Annotated in this window: 9 protein-coding genes and 5 pseudogenes; 8 read left to right on the top strand and 6 right to left on the bottom strand. The window is 62.4% G+C overall.

From position 1 onward, the window contains the following. Positions 1–33: 33 nt before the first annotated feature. Positions 34–1,392, top strand: a complete 1,359-nt coding sequence (locus ACICHK_RS42305) for a mycothione reductase (RefSeq protein ID WP_406841622.1) — start codon at positions 34–36, stop codon at positions 1,390–1,392. Here the strand turns inward: ACICHK_RS42305 and ACICHK_RS42300 are convergent. From ACICHK_RS42300 to ACICHK_RS42285, 4 genes and pseudogenes are all read right to left on the bottom strand, one after another. Beyond that, the gene (locus ACICHK_RS42300; protein ID WP_406841621.1) at positions 1,386–1,691 is read right to left on the bottom strand and encodes a transposase; all 306 of its coding nucleotides are present in this window, start codon (positions 1,689–1,691) and stop codon (positions 1,386–1,388) included. The two genes, ACICHK_RS42305 and ACICHK_RS42300, sit on opposite strands and share 7 nt — an antisense overlap. Positions 1,692–1,789: 98 nt before the next feature. Next, positions 1,790–2,982 (bottom strand): annotated as a pseudogene (locus ACICHK_RS42295) (IS110 family transposase). Between the two features lie 309 nt (positions 2,983–3,291). Continuing rightward, positions 3,292–4,548: a group II intron reverse transcriptase/maturase gene (gene ltrA, locus ACICHK_RS42290; protein WP_406841620.1), complete on the bottom strand. Its 1,257-nt coding sequence runs from the start codon at positions 4,546–4,548 to the stop codon at positions 3,292–3,294. Between the two features lie 956 nt (positions 4,549–5,504). Further along, positions 5,505–5,879 carry a transposase gene (locus ACICHK_RS42285; RefSeq protein WP_406841619.1) on the bottom strand — a complete coding sequence of 125 codons (375 nt, stop codon included), beginning with the start codon at positions 5,877–5,879 and terminating at the stop codon, positions 5,505–5,507. On the opposite strand from ACICHK_RS42285, the pseudogene ACICHK_RS42280 reads away from it, so the two are divergent. From ACICHK_RS42280 to ACICHK_RS42270, 3 genes and pseudogenes are all read left to right on the top strand, one after another. Continuing rightward, a pseudogene (locus ACICHK_RS42280) lies at positions 5,863–6,482 on the top strand (transposase family protein); the annotation flags it as partial. The gene ACICHK_RS42285 and the pseudogene ACICHK_RS42280 overlap by 17 nt on opposite strands. Before the next feature lie 654 nt (positions 6,483–7,136). Next, a complete protein-coding gene (gene chvE / locus ACICHK_RS42275; protein WP_406841618.1) occupies positions 7,137–8,219 on the top strand; it encodes a multiple monosaccharide ABC transporter substrate-binding protein in 1,083 nt (360 codons plus the stop codon). A gap of 581 nt (positions 8,220–8,800) precedes the next feature. After that, positions 8,801–9,019: pseudogene (locus tag ACICHK_RS42270) on the top strand (transposase); the annotation flags it as partial. Between the two features lie 2 nt (positions 9,020–9,021). On the opposite strand, the gene ACICHK_RS42265 reads toward ACICHK_RS42270, so the two are convergent. Further along, positions 9,022–9,579 (bottom strand): transposase, encoded by a 558-nt coding sequence (locus tag ACICHK_RS42265; RefSeq protein WP_406841617.1) that lies wholly within the window; start codon positions 9,577–9,579, stop codon positions 9,022–9,024. Positions 9,580–9,718: 139 nt separating this feature from the next. Here ACICHK_RS42265 and ACICHK_RS42260 point away from each other — a divergent pair. From ACICHK_RS42260 to ACICHK_RS42250, 3 genes and pseudogenes are all read left to right on the top strand, one after another. Continuing rightward, positions 9,719–10,653, top strand: a pseudogene (locus ACICHK_RS42260) (IS3 family transposase); the annotation flags it as partial. Positions 10,654–10,924: 271 nt separating this feature from the next. Next, positions 10,925–11,148 (top strand): annotated as a pseudogene (locus ACICHK_RS42255) (IS5/IS1182 family transposase); the annotation flags it as partial. Positions 11,149–11,327: 179 nt separating this feature from the next. Next, positions 11,328–11,663 (top strand): Lsr2 family protein, encoded by a 336-nt coding sequence (locus ACICHK_RS42250; RefSeq protein ID WP_406841616.1) that lies wholly within the window; start codon positions 11,328–11,330, stop codon positions 11,661–11,663. 6 nt (positions 11,664–11,669) lie between these two features. Here the strand turns inward: ACICHK_RS42250 and ACICHK_RS42245 are convergent, their stop codons facing one another. Continuing rightward, positions 11,670–12,419 (bottom strand): transposase family protein, encoded by a 750-nt coding sequence (locus ACICHK_RS42245; RefSeq protein ID WP_406841615.1) that lies wholly within the window; start codon positions 12,417–12,419, stop codon positions 11,670–11,672. A 714-nt stretch (positions 12,420–13,133) separates the two neighbouring features. On the opposite strand from ACICHK_RS42245, the gene ACICHK_RS42240 reads away from it, so the two are divergent. Then, positions 13,134–14,327: a cation:proton antiporter gene (locus ACICHK_RS42240; RefSeq protein ID WP_406841614.1), complete on the top strand. Its 1,194-nt coding sequence runs from the start codon at positions 13,134–13,136 to the stop codon at positions 14,325–14,327. Positions 14,328–14,842 lie beyond the last annotated feature (515 nt).

Here is a 14,842-nt window from a genome sequence, read left to right as displayed (position 1 = left end):
AAGACAGACACTCCGTCGGCGGAGGTGGACGGTGTGCGACACTACGATCTCGTGATTCTGGGTGCCGGGACCGGAAACATGCTGCTCGACGAACAGCTTGCTCATTTGAGCACTGCTATCGTCGAACCCGACCGCTTCGGGGGAACATGTCTTAATCGCGGCTGCATTCCGAGTAAAATGTTTGTCGCTGCTGCCGATACGGCTGAGAATGCCCGTTCAGGCGCTCTCCTCGGTGTTCACGCTAATGTCGAAAGCGTAGACTGGAAAGCTATCCGAGAAAGAGTGTTCGGTCGCATCGACCCGCTCCACGACAGTGCGGTGGACTACCGTCGGGCGAACGGTGTCGATGTGTTTACCGAATCGAGCAGATTCATAGCGCCGAAGGTGTTGCGGGTCGGACCGGAAGAGATTTCTGCAGAAACATTCGTGATATCTGTCGGATCACGACCTGCGATGCCGAGCATTCCCGGACTCGACACTGTGCCCTATCAGACGTCTGACACCGTCATGCGAACTGACGAACTACCCGTGTCCATGGCCGTCATCGGCGGAGGCCTTATAGCCGCGGAGTTCGGGCATGTTTTCGGTGCTTTCGGAACGGATGTCACCATCGTGCAGCGGGGGCCGCGCTTGCTGATGGCCGAGGACGAGCAGGTGTCGGAGCGGTTTACAGAACTGGCATCACGACGGCACCGAGTTCTTCTCCAGGCTTCCGTCACCTCCGTCGAACCTCGTGCCGGCGGCGTGGCGCTTAACGTTAACAATCCCGATGGCAACCAGGTCGTGGAGGCGGAGATGCTGCTGATATGTGTCGGCCGTCGCCCCAATACGGATCGGTTGGACGCTGTCGCCGGCGGACTTGCTCTCGATGAGCACGGCCACATCTCGACCGACAGCAACTACCGCACGTCGGTGCCGGGGGTCTGGGCGATGGGCGACGCTGCGAACCACTTCCAGCTCAAACACATGGCGAATGCCGAGTCACGGGTTGTGCGCCACAACATGCTTCACCCGCAGGACCTACGAACGCTGTCGAACAGGGTTGCGCCACACGCAGTTTTTACCAACCCCCAGATCGCGAGTGTCGGCCTGACCGAGCAAGAGGCACGCCGAAGGGGAACCGAGTTCCTGGTGAGCGTCCGCAACTACTCGGAAACCGCATATGGGTGGGCCCTGGAGGACACGACCAGTTTCGTCAAGGTCCTCGTGAACCCACTCGATCGTGCGATCCTGGGTGCCCACATCATCGGACCCCAAGCGGCTACTCTCATTCAGCCGCTCATACAGGCGATGTCTCTGAAACTGACGGTGGATCAAGTAGCCCGCGAAGTTCTTTACATCCACCCTGCTGTGACAGAAGTCGTGGAGCAGGCGCTGCTGAACGTCTACTGACGTTGTTGCCGTGATGTCGTCAGGCCGAGGCCAGTTTCGGCGAGGCATCCGTCGATGAGGCTGCTGCGGTAATAGAGTTGGCGGAGACCGTACCGAAGGGCACTCATGAGGTCCTCGGGACTGGCGAATGGGGTGTTGGCCTGGCTGCTGCGTCGCATTAGTGCCCAGATGCCCTCGACGGGGTTGAAGTCGGGTTCGTAGGACGGCAGGAAGTAGCAGGTGATCCAGTCGTGGGTGTCGATGAGCTGCCGCATTCGGCGGTCTTTGTGGACGTTGAGGATGCCCCTATGTTGCGTCAAGCGACAGAATTAGAGGCGGCAGGGGGCGATGCCGGCTGAATCTCGCGGTAGATCTCACGGGCGGCGTAGCGTTTGAGACATCCCATGCTGAAGCGGTGTCAAGCGGTGCTGGGAGGGGTTGCGTGGTGTGACCAGGCGGTGGCCTCGTCATAGAGGGTGCGAGTTTTGAGGCATCCGTGGAGGATGCCGACGAGGTGGTTGCCGAGCTGGTGCAGGGCAGGGTTGTAGCCGGCGTCGCGGGCACGCTGCTTGTTGTAGTAGCGACGGGCGCCTGGTGAGCTGAGCGCGGAGAAGGCCTGTTTATGGAGGGCGTCAGCGAGGCGGTCGTTGCGCGCGAAGCGGCCCTGGACGGTGTGGGTCTTGCCCGAGGCGCGGGTGATCGGACTGGTGCCGGCGTAGTTCTTGCGTGCCTTTGCGCTGGTGTAGCGGATGGGGTCGTCCCGAACTCGGCCAGCACCCGGGCGCCGGTGACCTCGCCGATGCCAGGCATCGACAGGTAGATCTCAGCGTCCGGGTGCACGAGAAAATGCTCGCTCACCTGCTCCTCCAGCGCGACTATCTGCTCGTTGAGTGCGATCAGTACCTTCGCGTGCGCCACCGCCGCGGCAGCGTAGACGGCGGCGACCGGTGTGGGGACGCCGAACTGGGGCTCACGCAGCCCGACCTGGATCGCTGCGGCTCTCTGCTCCCGGCGATGGCGGCGATGGCGGCGATGCCAGGCCAGGACAGTGGTGATCTGCTGTTTCGTCAGCTTCGCCGCCTGGTCGGCCGTCGGTGCCTTGATCAGCAGTTCCAGGGCATCGGTGCTGGTCAGCTCCAGCCCGGCGTAAGCGGCCAGCACGCCGGGAAAATACTCGCGCAGCGTGCTCCGTAGCCGCTGGAAAGTCCGGGTCCGCTCCCAGATCAGGGTCTGATGGGCGCGGGCGACGACCCGCACGGCCTGGGCTTGCTTGCTGTCCCCGGCCACCGGCCGCAGCTGGGCACCATCGATACGGACCATGTCCGCCAGCGCGTGGGCGTCGCTGCGGTCGCTTTTAGCCCCTGAAGTGCCGTACCGCTCCTTGAACCGAGCCACCTGCTTCGGGTTGATTCCATAGACCTGATAGCCGGCAGCGATCAGCGCCTGAACCCACGGGCCCCGGTCCATCTCGATGCCGACCACCACCCGCACCGGGTCCAGGTCCTCAGCACCGTGCCGAGCGAACAGACCATGCAACTTGGCGATACCTTCGACCCCCTCCGGCAGCCGGGCGGCCACCAGCCTGCGGCCCGACTCATTCTGGATCTCCACATCATGGTGGGGTCGGCGCGGAGCGCGGTACTGGGATTCCTCCCAGCCCGTCTCTCCACGCCGCCCTCCCGAACCGGACGTGCGAGTTGGCCCCGCATCCGGCTCTCCACAAGCCCCGTTGACCAGTTGCTTTGCTCAGATCGTGCTGGGCCAGGGCGACGGGATGGTCGTCCCCCGAGGCCGGTATCGCGTAGTGACTACCGAGCCCGGGTTGAACAGGACGGCGTCATCGTCGTGTGGCCACCATCCGCCGTCGCAGTAGCGGCGACGGAGCTCCTTCCAGCCGGTGCCGAGGTGTTTGCGCCGGAGTCATCCAAAGACCTGACGCCAGACGATCATGCGCAGGTATCGGAAGGCTCGGGCGGATACCCCGGGGCGGGAGTAGGCGGTCCAGCCCCGCAGCACCTGGTTGAGCCGATGCAGCAGGACTGTCGGCGGCAGGCTGACGTTCATCCGGCACAGCGTCTTCGTCTTGGCCTTGATGGACCGAAGTGCCTTCTTGGCCGGGTAGTTGTAGACGTACTGCCGGTCGGTTCCTCGCTTCTGGTGACGCTGGATGCGCCAGCCGAGGAAGTCGAGGCTCTCATCGATGTGCGTGATCAGCGTCTTCTCCTCCGACAGCCGCAGGCCGACGGTGGAGAGGATCTTCGCCACTTCGGGAAGCAGTGCTTCCGCGTGTGCTCGGGTGCCCGACACCAGAATGACGAAGTCGTCCGCATACCGGATCAACCGGTGGTTGGCCAACCCCTTCTGGCGCCGGGTGAACCGTCGCTTCGGACTGGTCTGCGGCCCGCCCTCGATCTGGGTGAAGTGCTCGTCCAGGACCGAGAGGGCCACATTGGCCAGCAGCGGCGAGAGAATCCCGCCCTGCGGGGTGCCGGTGACCGTCTCCTTGGAGGTGCCAACCTCGGTGAGGATGCCCGCCTTCAAGAACGCCTTCACCAGCGCGAGCACGCGCTTGTCCCCGACCCGAGCCCGCCCCCGGTCCATCAGGGCCGAGTGCGAGATCTCGTCGAAACAGGCCGTGATGTCGCCCTCCAGCACCCACTCATAGGTCTTGGATGCCAGAAAGCGCGTCTCGGCCATCGCGTCGTGCGCCCGCCGGTTGCGGCGGAAGCCGTACGAGCACGGAGCAAAGTCCGCCTCGAAGATCGGCTCCAGCACCAGCTTCAAGGACGCCTGGACCACCCGGTCGGCCACGGTCGGAATCCCGAGGCGACGTCGCTTGCGCGACCCCGGCTTGGGGATCATCCGTTCCCTGACCCGCACCGGACGGAAACTGCGGGACTTCAGCTGTTCCCGCAGGTCGGCGAGGAATCCTGCCTCGCCGAACCGTTCCCGGACGAAGGCGACGGTCATGCCGTCCACTCCGGCCGAGCACGCGCCCTTGTTCCCCGCGGCCCGTTCCCAGGCCATGGCCAGGAAAGCGGGATCACAGACGAGGTTGTACAGATCGTCGAACCGATGATGAGGATCGTCAATCGCCCAACGGTGCAGCTTGGTCTGGATCTCCAGTACCCGCCGCTCGGCCCGGAACGAGCCGGACGGCAGATTACTCGTATTCACCAGCGTCCTCCTGGTCTTCCAGCACTTCCACCACTGACTTGCTGGCCCCCTTCGCCATGCGGTCGGCTTTCCCGGCCTCGGACTACTACGGAGCCTCCGTCCCGCCCGGCGCCAACAGCAGACGACGCGCCTGTCCTTCCACCGCACTGGCTGCACGAGGCGAGGACGACACCGGACGGTTCCCACGTTCACTTGAAAGTCGATCGACGGGTGAGGCGCCCAGCTCTACCCCTGCGGCATCGCCACGACTACGCCGCAGACATTCACCGTGGCCTCCTGGCCGTTGATCACATGGCGACCAGGAGTTACCCGCTCTCGCACAAGAAGCAGGTACGCACCGCGACCAGCCCATATCCGCCAGATTTGAGCTGGTGGGCCGTTAAGGGGCGTCAGACACCGGTTCCTCTCGTACACCTTCCCGTCTCGCTGACCGGACCCGCACCATCTGGCAGTACTGGCACGTCCCGGCGTTGTCAGGGCTGCTCCCACCCTCCCCGGCGTCTCCCGGATCAGGTTGCCCTCAGCTTCACCCGACCGCTGCGACGGCCAGGAGTCGAAGGTCTCTCACCCCCGCTCGACTTCAAGCGCCTCGTGGCGCGCGTGGTCTTCGGCCCAGTCGTCGCCGATGAACAGCACCTGCATCCCCGCCCTTCCCCGCCCGTCGCTCTGAAGCAGCCTGCAAAAGGCGCGGCTCTCGCCCTAATGGATCCAGTGCTCACGCCCAACCGTCCGGCGGGCACGCCATCCCATCAGAAGTCAGGCCTCCCGGCCGATCAGCAAGGGCACGGTCTCAAACCAGAACTCGCAATGGTTCAGGCAACGGTAATGCTCACCTGCTGACGGCTACGGACCGTAATCTCTCCTACGACCCGCTGAGCTCCATTAGGCAGCGGATGATCTCGCGCTTGAACATGCCCTGTTTCGTGCGTCGCCTGAGGTAGAGCTGTATGTGGGCATCACGGCGCAGGCGAGTCACAACGATGCGATAGAGGGCGGTGTTGCCCGCGGTTCAGCCTCCGACGCTGGGTCTTCCCAGAAGACTGCTCGACAGGGCTGACGCCGCATAGCGCAGCGAACGACGCCTCACTGCTCAGCCGCTCTGGGTTGTTGCCAGCGGCGATCAGAAGGGCAGCGGCACTGTCGGGCCCGACACCGACGACGTCCAAAAGCTGCGGATGGCAGTGGCGCACAGCCTTGGTGACCCAGTAAGCGAGCTCCTTCACCTCGGCGGTCAGCTGCAGGGTGCGCCAGGCCAGCAGCCGGAGCGTGAAGACGGCCGCATCGCCGGTGTCGGGAAGGTCGGCGCATCTGGCGATGCGCGAGCACACCATCCTGGCGAAGATCGCTGCCGGGTTCGGGATCAGGGAGTCCACCGTCCACGCCTACCCCAGTGCAGTCCTCCACCTGCTCGCCGAACGCGCACCGGGTCTGCTGAAGATCCTGCGCGATGCCGATGCCGATGCCGATTTTTCCTGCCTGGACGGCACGCTCGCCGAGTGCGACCGGGTCGGCGACGGGCGGGCCGGCTACTCCCACAAGCACCGTCGGCACGGGAGGAACGTGCAGGTGGTCACCGATTTGGACGGCGGGCTGTTGTGGCTGTCATCCGCATTGCCGGGCCGGGCTCACGACCTGACCGTCGCCTGCACCTACCGGATCATCCGGATTTGCGAGCGCCAGGGCGTCCCCGCCCTGGCCGACCTCGCCTATCAGGGCGGCGGCCCCTGGGTGACCACGGGCATCAAACGCAGACCCCGGCAGGAACTCACCCTCACCGAGAAGACCCTCGACCGGGCCCTGGCCGCGACACGGGCACCGGTCGAGCGCTGCGTGGCACGACTGAAGCGCTGGCGGATCTTCCGCAGATCCCGAGGCAGTCCGAACCGCAGATGTCAATCGCCAAAGTCATTCTCACCCTGGAGCAGCAACGCTGAAGAAGCTAGCTGAGTCGCAACAAGCTCGTTACCAGGACATATACCCAACTAGAGGCGAATAGGGCGTCAGGCCCGTAGGTTTTCACGAAGCGAAAGACGTTCTCGAACGTGCGTCGATCGGTACAGGTTTCGCACTGAATTTTCCATCATTTCGGTTTTCCATGAAGCGAAGCCCTGCCTCTTTGTGCGCTACTTGTGCCCTTTGGTGTGATAGAAGCGCTTCGAATGCTTGACGGCATTTCGCTTACCTCTAGCATTACCGCATGCTGGCCGGCGCAGCATGAAATCTGACAAGTTGCCGAAGGTGTCACAGAGGTCAGATTCCGGTTGGATGCGTGCCGCGACGATGCGTGCCGCCACATCGATGTTCTGTATTCTGACTCCTTTGCGCTGTTCCTTCAATGCGTATCGGGCAATCGGGTCGAAAATCTCAATTCAAATCTCGCGTCTATAAAAAAGATCCAGTTGTCTACTCGATGATCCGGCCATGGTCCGAGTCGTGAGAGGGAGCTCGGCTTTGTTGAGGTAGAAGAACCCGACGCGATGCAGTTCGCCATCGTGGGGATGCGTCATGTCGCTCCCGTGTAATTCTTTTGAGGGCAGTATGGCTTTGGCTGTCTCCCAAAGCTTCGAGAGAGTAAGGAAAGTTCGCTAATGCGCTACCGTAGGTCCGCTCTGGTCGGCATTGCCGGAGCAGCCTCCCTTTCCCTTGTCTTGTCAGGGTGCGGCCAGAGTGATGCTGGCGGTACAGAAGGGAGCGGTGTAATCGGTATTTCCATGCCGACCCGGACCTCTGAGCGCTGGATCAGGGATGGAAATGACGTCGTGAAGAACCTTCATAGCGGGGGGTACGAGACGAACTTGGTTTACGGGGACAACATTCCCTCCCGGCAGGTTTCCCAGATCAATCATCTGATCGATCAGGGTGTTGACGCATTGGTTATTGCCGCGATTGACGCCAAGTCGCTCACCGATGTGCTTCAGCGGGCCTCCGACGCGAACATACCCGTCATCGCCTACGATCGCCTGATACTCAACACGCCCAACGTTGACTACTACATCACTTTTGATAATGACCAGGTAGGTCGCCTCGAGGCCCGATATATCATTGACAAGCTTGGTCTTGAAGAAGGGAAAGGCCCATTCAACATCGAACTTTTTGCTGGCTCTGCAGATGATAGTAATGCGAAGCTTTTCTTCAACGGCTCAATGGATTTGCTGCGGCCCTATTTGGAAAACAAGCAGCTGATCGTTCAGTCCGGTCAGACCGAAATCAGCCAGATCACCACGCCGCGTTGGGATGGCGCCAATGCGCAGAAGCGCATGAAATCGCTGCTTACTACTGCTTACGACAGTAAAAAAGTCGATGCGGTGCTGTCACCGTATGATGGCATCTCTTTGGGGGTTCTGGCCGCCCTCAAGGAAGATGGGTATGGTTCCGGTAGTAAACCTCTCCCGATCATCACCGGCCAGGATGCCGAAAAGCCGTCTATAAAATCCATCATCGATGGACAGCAGACCGAAACTGTCTTCAAGGACTTCCGCGAGCTGGCCCGGAAAGCCGCGAACATGGTCTATGAAATGGTCCAGCATCGGCAGGCCAAGATCAATACGAGCACGGACAATGGGTTGAAGATTGTACCTACGTACGAGCTTGAGCCGCAGTCTGTCGACAAGACGAATTACGAGAGCCTTCTGATCGAGAGTGAATTCTACACAGCCGCCGATTTGCGCTAGTGCTGTCGGATCGACAATCTATTCCAATTATCCCGAAAAAGGGTCGAGATTTGTTCCCGGGGGGTATCGGCTGAGCTAGACCAGTTCACGGGTCTGGCACGAGTGCCAGACCCGTGAACCTTTTCGGGGCGCAAATTTCTCTCGGGTGTCGTAGGTCGGAGGGCCGGGTGCGTATCGCGTCGCATGATTGCTGCGCATTCCGTCTCGGCCTGGGGCCCAAAATCGGGGTCGGACCGATCCCCAAGGGCTGCGGCCTCATCCGACTGACGACATCGCCGAGAAACGAGCACGCCACTCCACTGCAAGCCCACCAGATTTCACAAGGCGGCGGCAGCTCTGCCTCAGTCAAGCTGGACCAGTCGTTGATTGCCCTTTGCGCTCATCGACTCAACGCACCGGGACAATTTAGCCACCGAGCAGTACACATTGGCGCACGACAGTGCTACGGCTCAGATCGCCAGCCACGTTCCCACCAGGTCGGTAGGGTCTGCTGCACGATCGGGTGACATCTTGACCTGCCCCACGTCCTGGGTTCCAGTTCTGGTGGCTGACTGACAGTCCTTCACGGAAGGCTGGCAGTCATGCCTCGTCCCTGTCCTCCGGAGTTCCGGGCGTGTGTCGTCGCGCTGGCCCGTGCCGGCAAGCAGGCCATGCAAACCGCGGTGGAGCTCGGTATCCATCCCGTCACGTTGTCGAAGTGGTTGCGGCAGGACGGCATCGACAACGGGCGGCGGCCGGGAACGCCGTCGAGCGAGTCTGCGAAGTTGCGGGTCGCTCGTCGGCGGATCTGTGAGCTGGAGACCTACTGATCTCCTCGGATTGTTGTCGGGTGGTGGGTGAGGCTGAGTCCGGTGCCAGCAAGGCAGCCGTCGATGAGGTCGGGCCGTAACTGGATATGGCGAAGTCCGCGGCGGAGGGTGCGTTCGAGGTGGTCGTCGTTGGTGAAGGCGGTGTTGGCCAGCGGGCCGCGCCGTAACAGCGACCAGACGCCTTCCGCCGGATTCAAGTCCGGCGCATAAGAGGGCAGTTGGACGATGGCGAGCCAGTCATGATCGTCCGCGTACTGGCGCATGCCGGCGGCGAGATGGGTATTGAGATTGTCCCAGACGAGCACGATCGGGGCCTTGAGCTGGAGGTGCGCGCGCACCGCCAGGTCGCGGTAGTCGCGCCAGGAGAGGCTGTCGCGCCCTTTGCCTTTGTGCTTGCGGTGGCGCCGCGGCCGGTAGATCAGCCGGGAGGTTTCTCCTTGCTTGTAGCAGCACATGGCGGCGATCGACCAGCGGCGCCAGGAGCGGCCGCGCACCCGGACCACGGGCGTGTGCCCACGTCGGCCCCAGGTGCGGGCCCGCGGCGGTGTCATGGAAAACCCCACCTCGTCCTCGAAGACGATGTGCCTGGACGGACACGGACCCACCCTCCGAGCTCCAGGCCCTGATCGACGCCGTCACCACCGGGCACGGCATTGACCTCTACCGCCGGATTTAACGAACTACCGGTAACTGGGGATCGTCCGGCAGGCGGCGACGTTCCTCGGCGAGGACAAGCCGGCCCCAAAAGGCTTTACCCGGTGACCTGCCGCCTCGTCGATGCCGGGGACCGGTCGACCGGTGCTGCCGGATCCTTGGCGTTGCCCGGCAGAACCACTCCAAGCACAAGCGCGCACCGGCCACACCGCGGCAGCTGCGGCGGGAGTGGCCGGCCGGGCTGATCCGGGAGGTCCACGTCGCCTCCCGCGGCACCTACGGCTACCGCCGTGTCCACGCCGAGCTCACCCTGGGCATGGGTATCCAGGTCTCCTCCAGGACCGTGTCGGTGCTGATGACGCAGGCCGACATCCATGGCCTGCCCCAAGCCGGTGCGGATCAAGCGGCTGCGGGGCATCGCCACCGCCGAGGACCTGGTCACCCGGAAGTTCCATCGGCTGCGTCCCGACGAGCTGTGGGTCACCGGCATCACGCAGCACCGCACCAGGCAAGGGCGGGTCTGCTGCGCGGCGGTCCTGGATGCGTTCAGCCGCAGGATCGTGGGCTGGTCCATCGATTCCAGGCAGGACTCCACCCCCGGGGTCAACGCGCTGGACATGGCCCTCCGCAACCGCCGCCCCGAGCCGGGCGGGATCGTTCACGCCGATCACGGCACCCAGTTCACCTCCTGGGTCTTCGGGAAGCGGATCCGCTCCGCCGGCCTTCTGCCCTCGTTCGGCACCGTCGGGGACGGCCTGGACAACGCGATGACGGAATCGTTCTGGTCCTCGATGCAGATCGAGCTGCTCAACCGCCAGCGGTGGAAGACCCGGGTCGAACCGGCCAACGCGATCTTCGAGTACATCGAGATCTTCCACAACCGCCAGAGACAACACTCAGCACTGGGCTACCGCACCCCCATCGAGCACGAACTACTCTCCGAGAACGACACCATCCCGGCTGCCGGTTAGCCACCGCAGCTGGAACCCAAACCGTGGGGCAGGACAACCTCACCCAAACCTGCAGCAGACCCGAGCTCGACGGTTCCGGCTGATGGGGAGGTGGCCCCGGGAATGGCTCGAATCACGGAACGGTACGGCGAGCGATCCCGTGACGGCAGGGGCGAGAGCACATTGCTCTTGTCGAAGCACTCACGATGCTGCTTACAGACCAGACGTCCCGTCCGGCACCTACCTGGACTGGCCAACAGCCAACCCACATGCCTATTAGACTTGCGGCTAGCTGGAGCGGTGGCTCGCTTACAGCGACATCCGGCACCGCAGCGCCCCCAAAGGCATCGAGTCGTCCCCGGCCCCTCGGGCCAGCACCGTTGGGTCGTGGAGCGAACGGTGTCCTGGCTCGCCGACTGCTGAAGCCTCCAACCGCTACGAGCGCGGCCGGAACACTTCCTCGCCTCCACCGCCATCGCCGCGGCCCTCATTCGGCAGCGCGGACTGACCAAATGAAAGGGCGTCCAAGTTACTGCGCTCCCAGTTGAAACGGAGCGTAGCCGCGCAAGCGTTTTGGTCCTGAATGTCTGACTCGTCGAGGTTCGAAGCCTCGATCATCATGATTCTGGGACACGGAACGAGCAGAAATTGATGTTCCAGGTGATTTCAGTCGGCGATCTAGGTAGCATCCGACCATGGCCCAGAAAATTGTTACTGTTTACACGGACGACCTCACAGGTGTTGAATCCGAGGAAGCCCAGACCCACGACTTCTCGCTCGACGGAGTGCGTTACGAGATCGACCTCACGCCGGATAGCTACGACAAGCTGTACGAGGCGCTCGCTCCGTTTATTGACAAGGGACGCAAGGCTGGACGAACGAAGTCTGTGGTGCGATCGCGTAAGGCTGAGTCGGGCGATGGTCCCACCGCAGACGAGATGCGCGCGTGGGCGCGGGAGAACGGTCACCAGGTCAGCGATCGGGGCCGCATCCCATCCAAGATCCGTGATGCTTACCGTGAGGCTCACTGAGCATTTTCAGCGTTGCTTCTCCAGGGTGAGGACGGCTTTGGTGATGACGCTCATGCGGTTGGGGCTGATGCGGGATCTGCGGAAGATCTGCCAGGACTTCAGCCGTGCCATGCCTCGTTCGACGGTTGTCCGGGCTGCGGACAGTGCTCGGTTGCCGGTCCGCTCGGTGAGGGTGAGTTCACCGCCTGGCGGGCGGCGCCTGGCGGTGGTGACCCAGTCGCCGGCACCGATGTAGGCCATGTCGGCGAGGATCGGGACGCCCTGGCGTGCACAGTTCCGGAGGGTCTTGTGGGTGCGGGCGGCTGTCAGATCGTGGGTCCGGCCCGGCAGTGCCGGCGACAGCCACAGAATCTTGCCGGCCGGGTCCGTGACGACCTGCACGTTCACCCCGTGCCGCTTGTGTTTCGAGGAGTAGTCGGCCCTGCCGTCGCTGACACGGTCGCACTCTGCGAGCGTGCCGTCCAGGAGGACGAAGTCCGGGGCGTGCGCATGGAGCGTCTTCAGTAGACCCGGCGCCTGCTCGGCAAGCAGGCCGGTGACCGCGGTGACGTAGGTATGGGCGGTGCCGACGGATATGCCGAAGCCCGCAGCGATCCTCGTGAGGGTGTCGTGACGACGCAGGTACACGAGTGCGACCAGCGCACGGCGGTGCGGCGGGAGTTTGCACCGTCGGTCACCCTCACGGGTGACGATGAGCATCGTGACCCACTCGACCAGGGCGTGGGGCAGATCGAGTGCGGCAGGATATGGAACCAATAGGGCTCCTGTGCTGCTGAGTCGAGACGTCGAACACCTCCCTCAACGGCACGGGAGCCCTGTCCGTTGCGCATCCCAACCTCCCACACCGCGCTGTCACCCGATCAGTGGCCACACTGAAAACGCTCACTGAGCCTGTGAGTCCGCTGGTCCTCAGCGACCTCTGGCACGCCTGAGTCTGGCCGATCGAGGCTTGTGGTGCCGAGGTGTTCACCGGGCCGATGCTGCGCGAAAGGGTGACGGGCTGCCGAGGAGGAAGTGGCTCGGCGAAAGCCTGGACGATATCACCGGGTTGTCGGTGCTGGCCCGAGCCGACCGTATGGACCGGGGGTCCCTAAGTCAATGATGCTCCACCGCCGCGTGGTCGTGACGGCGAGACCCTCCCCGGCTTCCCAGGCCATGATTCACGCATCGCCCGCGCGCGTGGATCATGAGTCGCGTCGAGGCGATATGGCCGCCCGCTTACCCCGTCTAAAGCTTGCGCAGCATGAGCCCTCAAGCTTGAGATACCTGTACAGGTAGTCGGGCTGGACCGCTGGTCAACACGCAAGGCGGGGCTGCGCACTCCTGAAACACGCCGATCTTCCAGGTGCGCGGATACTGGCGTGTGCTTAGAGTGAGAGGTCGAAGTTGTGAGAGATCGCGGGCACCAGAAGTAGTACGTGTCGAATGATCTGGTGCAATGTACTTTTCCCACCGAGCAAGGGGCGCCTTATGTCGCTGACCTCGGCAGCGGTAGTGGCAGTATTGGCGGTCGTTGCACCGCTACTGGTGCGGGTCATACGTTTGCCCATACCTGAACTGGTACTACTGATCCTGCTCGGTTCAGCTGTAGGCCCGCAGGGGCTCGAATGGGCTCACAATGATGAACCCGTCAAGGTACTGTCCACGATCGGACTCTCGTTCCTTCTCTTTATCGCGGGCCTTGAGATTCAATTCGATCAGCTTCGAGGTCCTGTAGCCTGGACGGCGCTCAAGGCGTTCGCTGCGTCAGCCGTACTGGCCGTCGTGGTGGGCTTTTTTCTCGGGGCAGTCGACCTGGTCAAAAGTCCGTCATTGATCGCTGTTATTCTCTTGGCCACAGCGCTTGGGATAATTATCCCTGTTCTCAAGGATAACGGGATAATTGACACAACTACCGGGAAAGTAGTCGTCGCTGGTGCGTCCCTGGCCGAAGTCGTGCCTGTGGTGGCGCTGTCGCTTCTGTTCTCTGAAAAATCCCACGGGATAGGATCCCAGATCACGCTCCTCATCACGTTCGCAGCAATGGTGGCCGTCATCGGCCTAGTATTTTTGGGACTTCAGCACTGGCGTTGGATTTCGGAAAGTCTGCAAGCTCTGCAAGAAACTACAGCGGAGATTCGTGTTCGTGCAGCCGTGGCTCTCTTGATGGGGTTTTCTGCACTGGCGACAGCGTTCGGACTCGAAGCTATTCTAGGGGCCTTCTTCGCTGGTGCCACTATTTCCTTGATCGATCGTGACAGGGCTATGACGCACAGGCTTTTCAGGGTAAAGATCCAAGCGGTTGGATTCGGTGCCTTGATCCCCTACTTCTTCGTTTCAACCGGCATGGCGCTTGATGTTCGTGCATTCATCAGCAGTGGGTCTACGCTTGCGAAGGTTCCTATTTTCCTGGGTGCCATTCTGCTTGTGCGTGCTGTTCCGGCGTTGCTTTATCGCTCTGTTTTGAATGGTCGAAAGGAAATGTTGACAGCAGGGCTTCTTCAGTCCACAACGCTCAGCATTCCCGTCGTCGGTGGCACGATTGGTGTCACTCTCAACCTGATACGCCCACAAAACTACGTTGCTCTTGTGGCTGCGGCCCTACTTTCTGTAGTTATCTTTCCGCTCGTTGCGTCTTATCTTGTAAAGCAACCCTCAAAGCCAAGCGAGCTTGGATCTTCTTGACGGACTCGAGTGCAGCCTGATAGCCCCACAAGATGGCTGCTGCGAGGGCTGTGCCAGCGAGAAGGAGCCAAGGTCACAATGTGTGCTGCGTCCCGGGAGGGGCCAGCACCCCCACTTGCGAACCGTCCGTTCCGCCTCGCCTGCATCGGCGCTATGAGCGCAAGCTCGAACCCTTCATGAGCTTTGCCGCAATCGCGGTCATGCTCATCTGCCTGCGACGTCTGGGTGTCAGCGCTGGCCGGTAGCGTCTGTCAGGTGACTGACGATGCTGTCATCTGGAACCGGCTCGCAGCCTTGCTGCCGGAAGCCGAAGCTCAGGAAGTCAAAGACTGCTGGGACATCGGAGAGCAGTAGGCAAGGCTTGGCCTGCTCATCTCCGGTATCCTCAACCACTAAGCGTTGTCCCGTAAATGGCGGCTGAGGCAGGTGGGGCACGGCTGCCTCAGCTGGCAGCGGACGAGCGGTGGCAAGATCGCGGTTTCGACCACCCGGAGAGGCCGGCCTGGTGCCCACCC

It is taken from the genome of Streptomyces sp. AHU1 (genome assembly GCF_045343905.1).
GTDB lineage: Bacteria > Actinomycetota > Actinomycetes > Streptomycetales > Streptomycetaceae > Streptomyces > Streptomyces triticiradicis.
Note: the sequence above shows the minus strand (reverse complement) of the source record. Positions and strands in the feature narration are given on the sequence as shown.

What these genes read in the sequence shown, in the direction of transcription:
- ACICHK_RS42285 (WP_406841619.1), bottom strand. Translation starts at nt 5,879, where the DNA reads ATGGTGTGCTCGCGCATCGCCAGATGCGCCGACCTTCCCGACACCGGC.
- ACICHK_RS42265 (WP_406841617.1), bottom strand. Translation starts at nt 9,579, where the DNA reads ATGACACCGCCGCGGGCCCGCACCTGGGGCCGACGTGGGCACACGCCC.
- chvE (WP_406841618.1), top strand. Translation starts at nt 7,137, where the DNA reads ATGCGCTACCGTAGGTCCGCTCTGGTCGGCATTGCCGGAGCAGCCTCC.
- ACICHK_RS42250 (WP_406841616.1), top strand. Translation starts at nt 11,328, where the DNA reads ATGGCCCAGAAAATTGTTACTGTTTACACGGACGACCTCACAGGTGTT.
- ACICHK_RS42240 (WP_406841614.1), top strand. Translation starts at nt 13,134, where the DNA reads ATGTCGCTGACCTCGGCAGCGGTAGTGGCAGTATTGGCGGTCGTTGCA.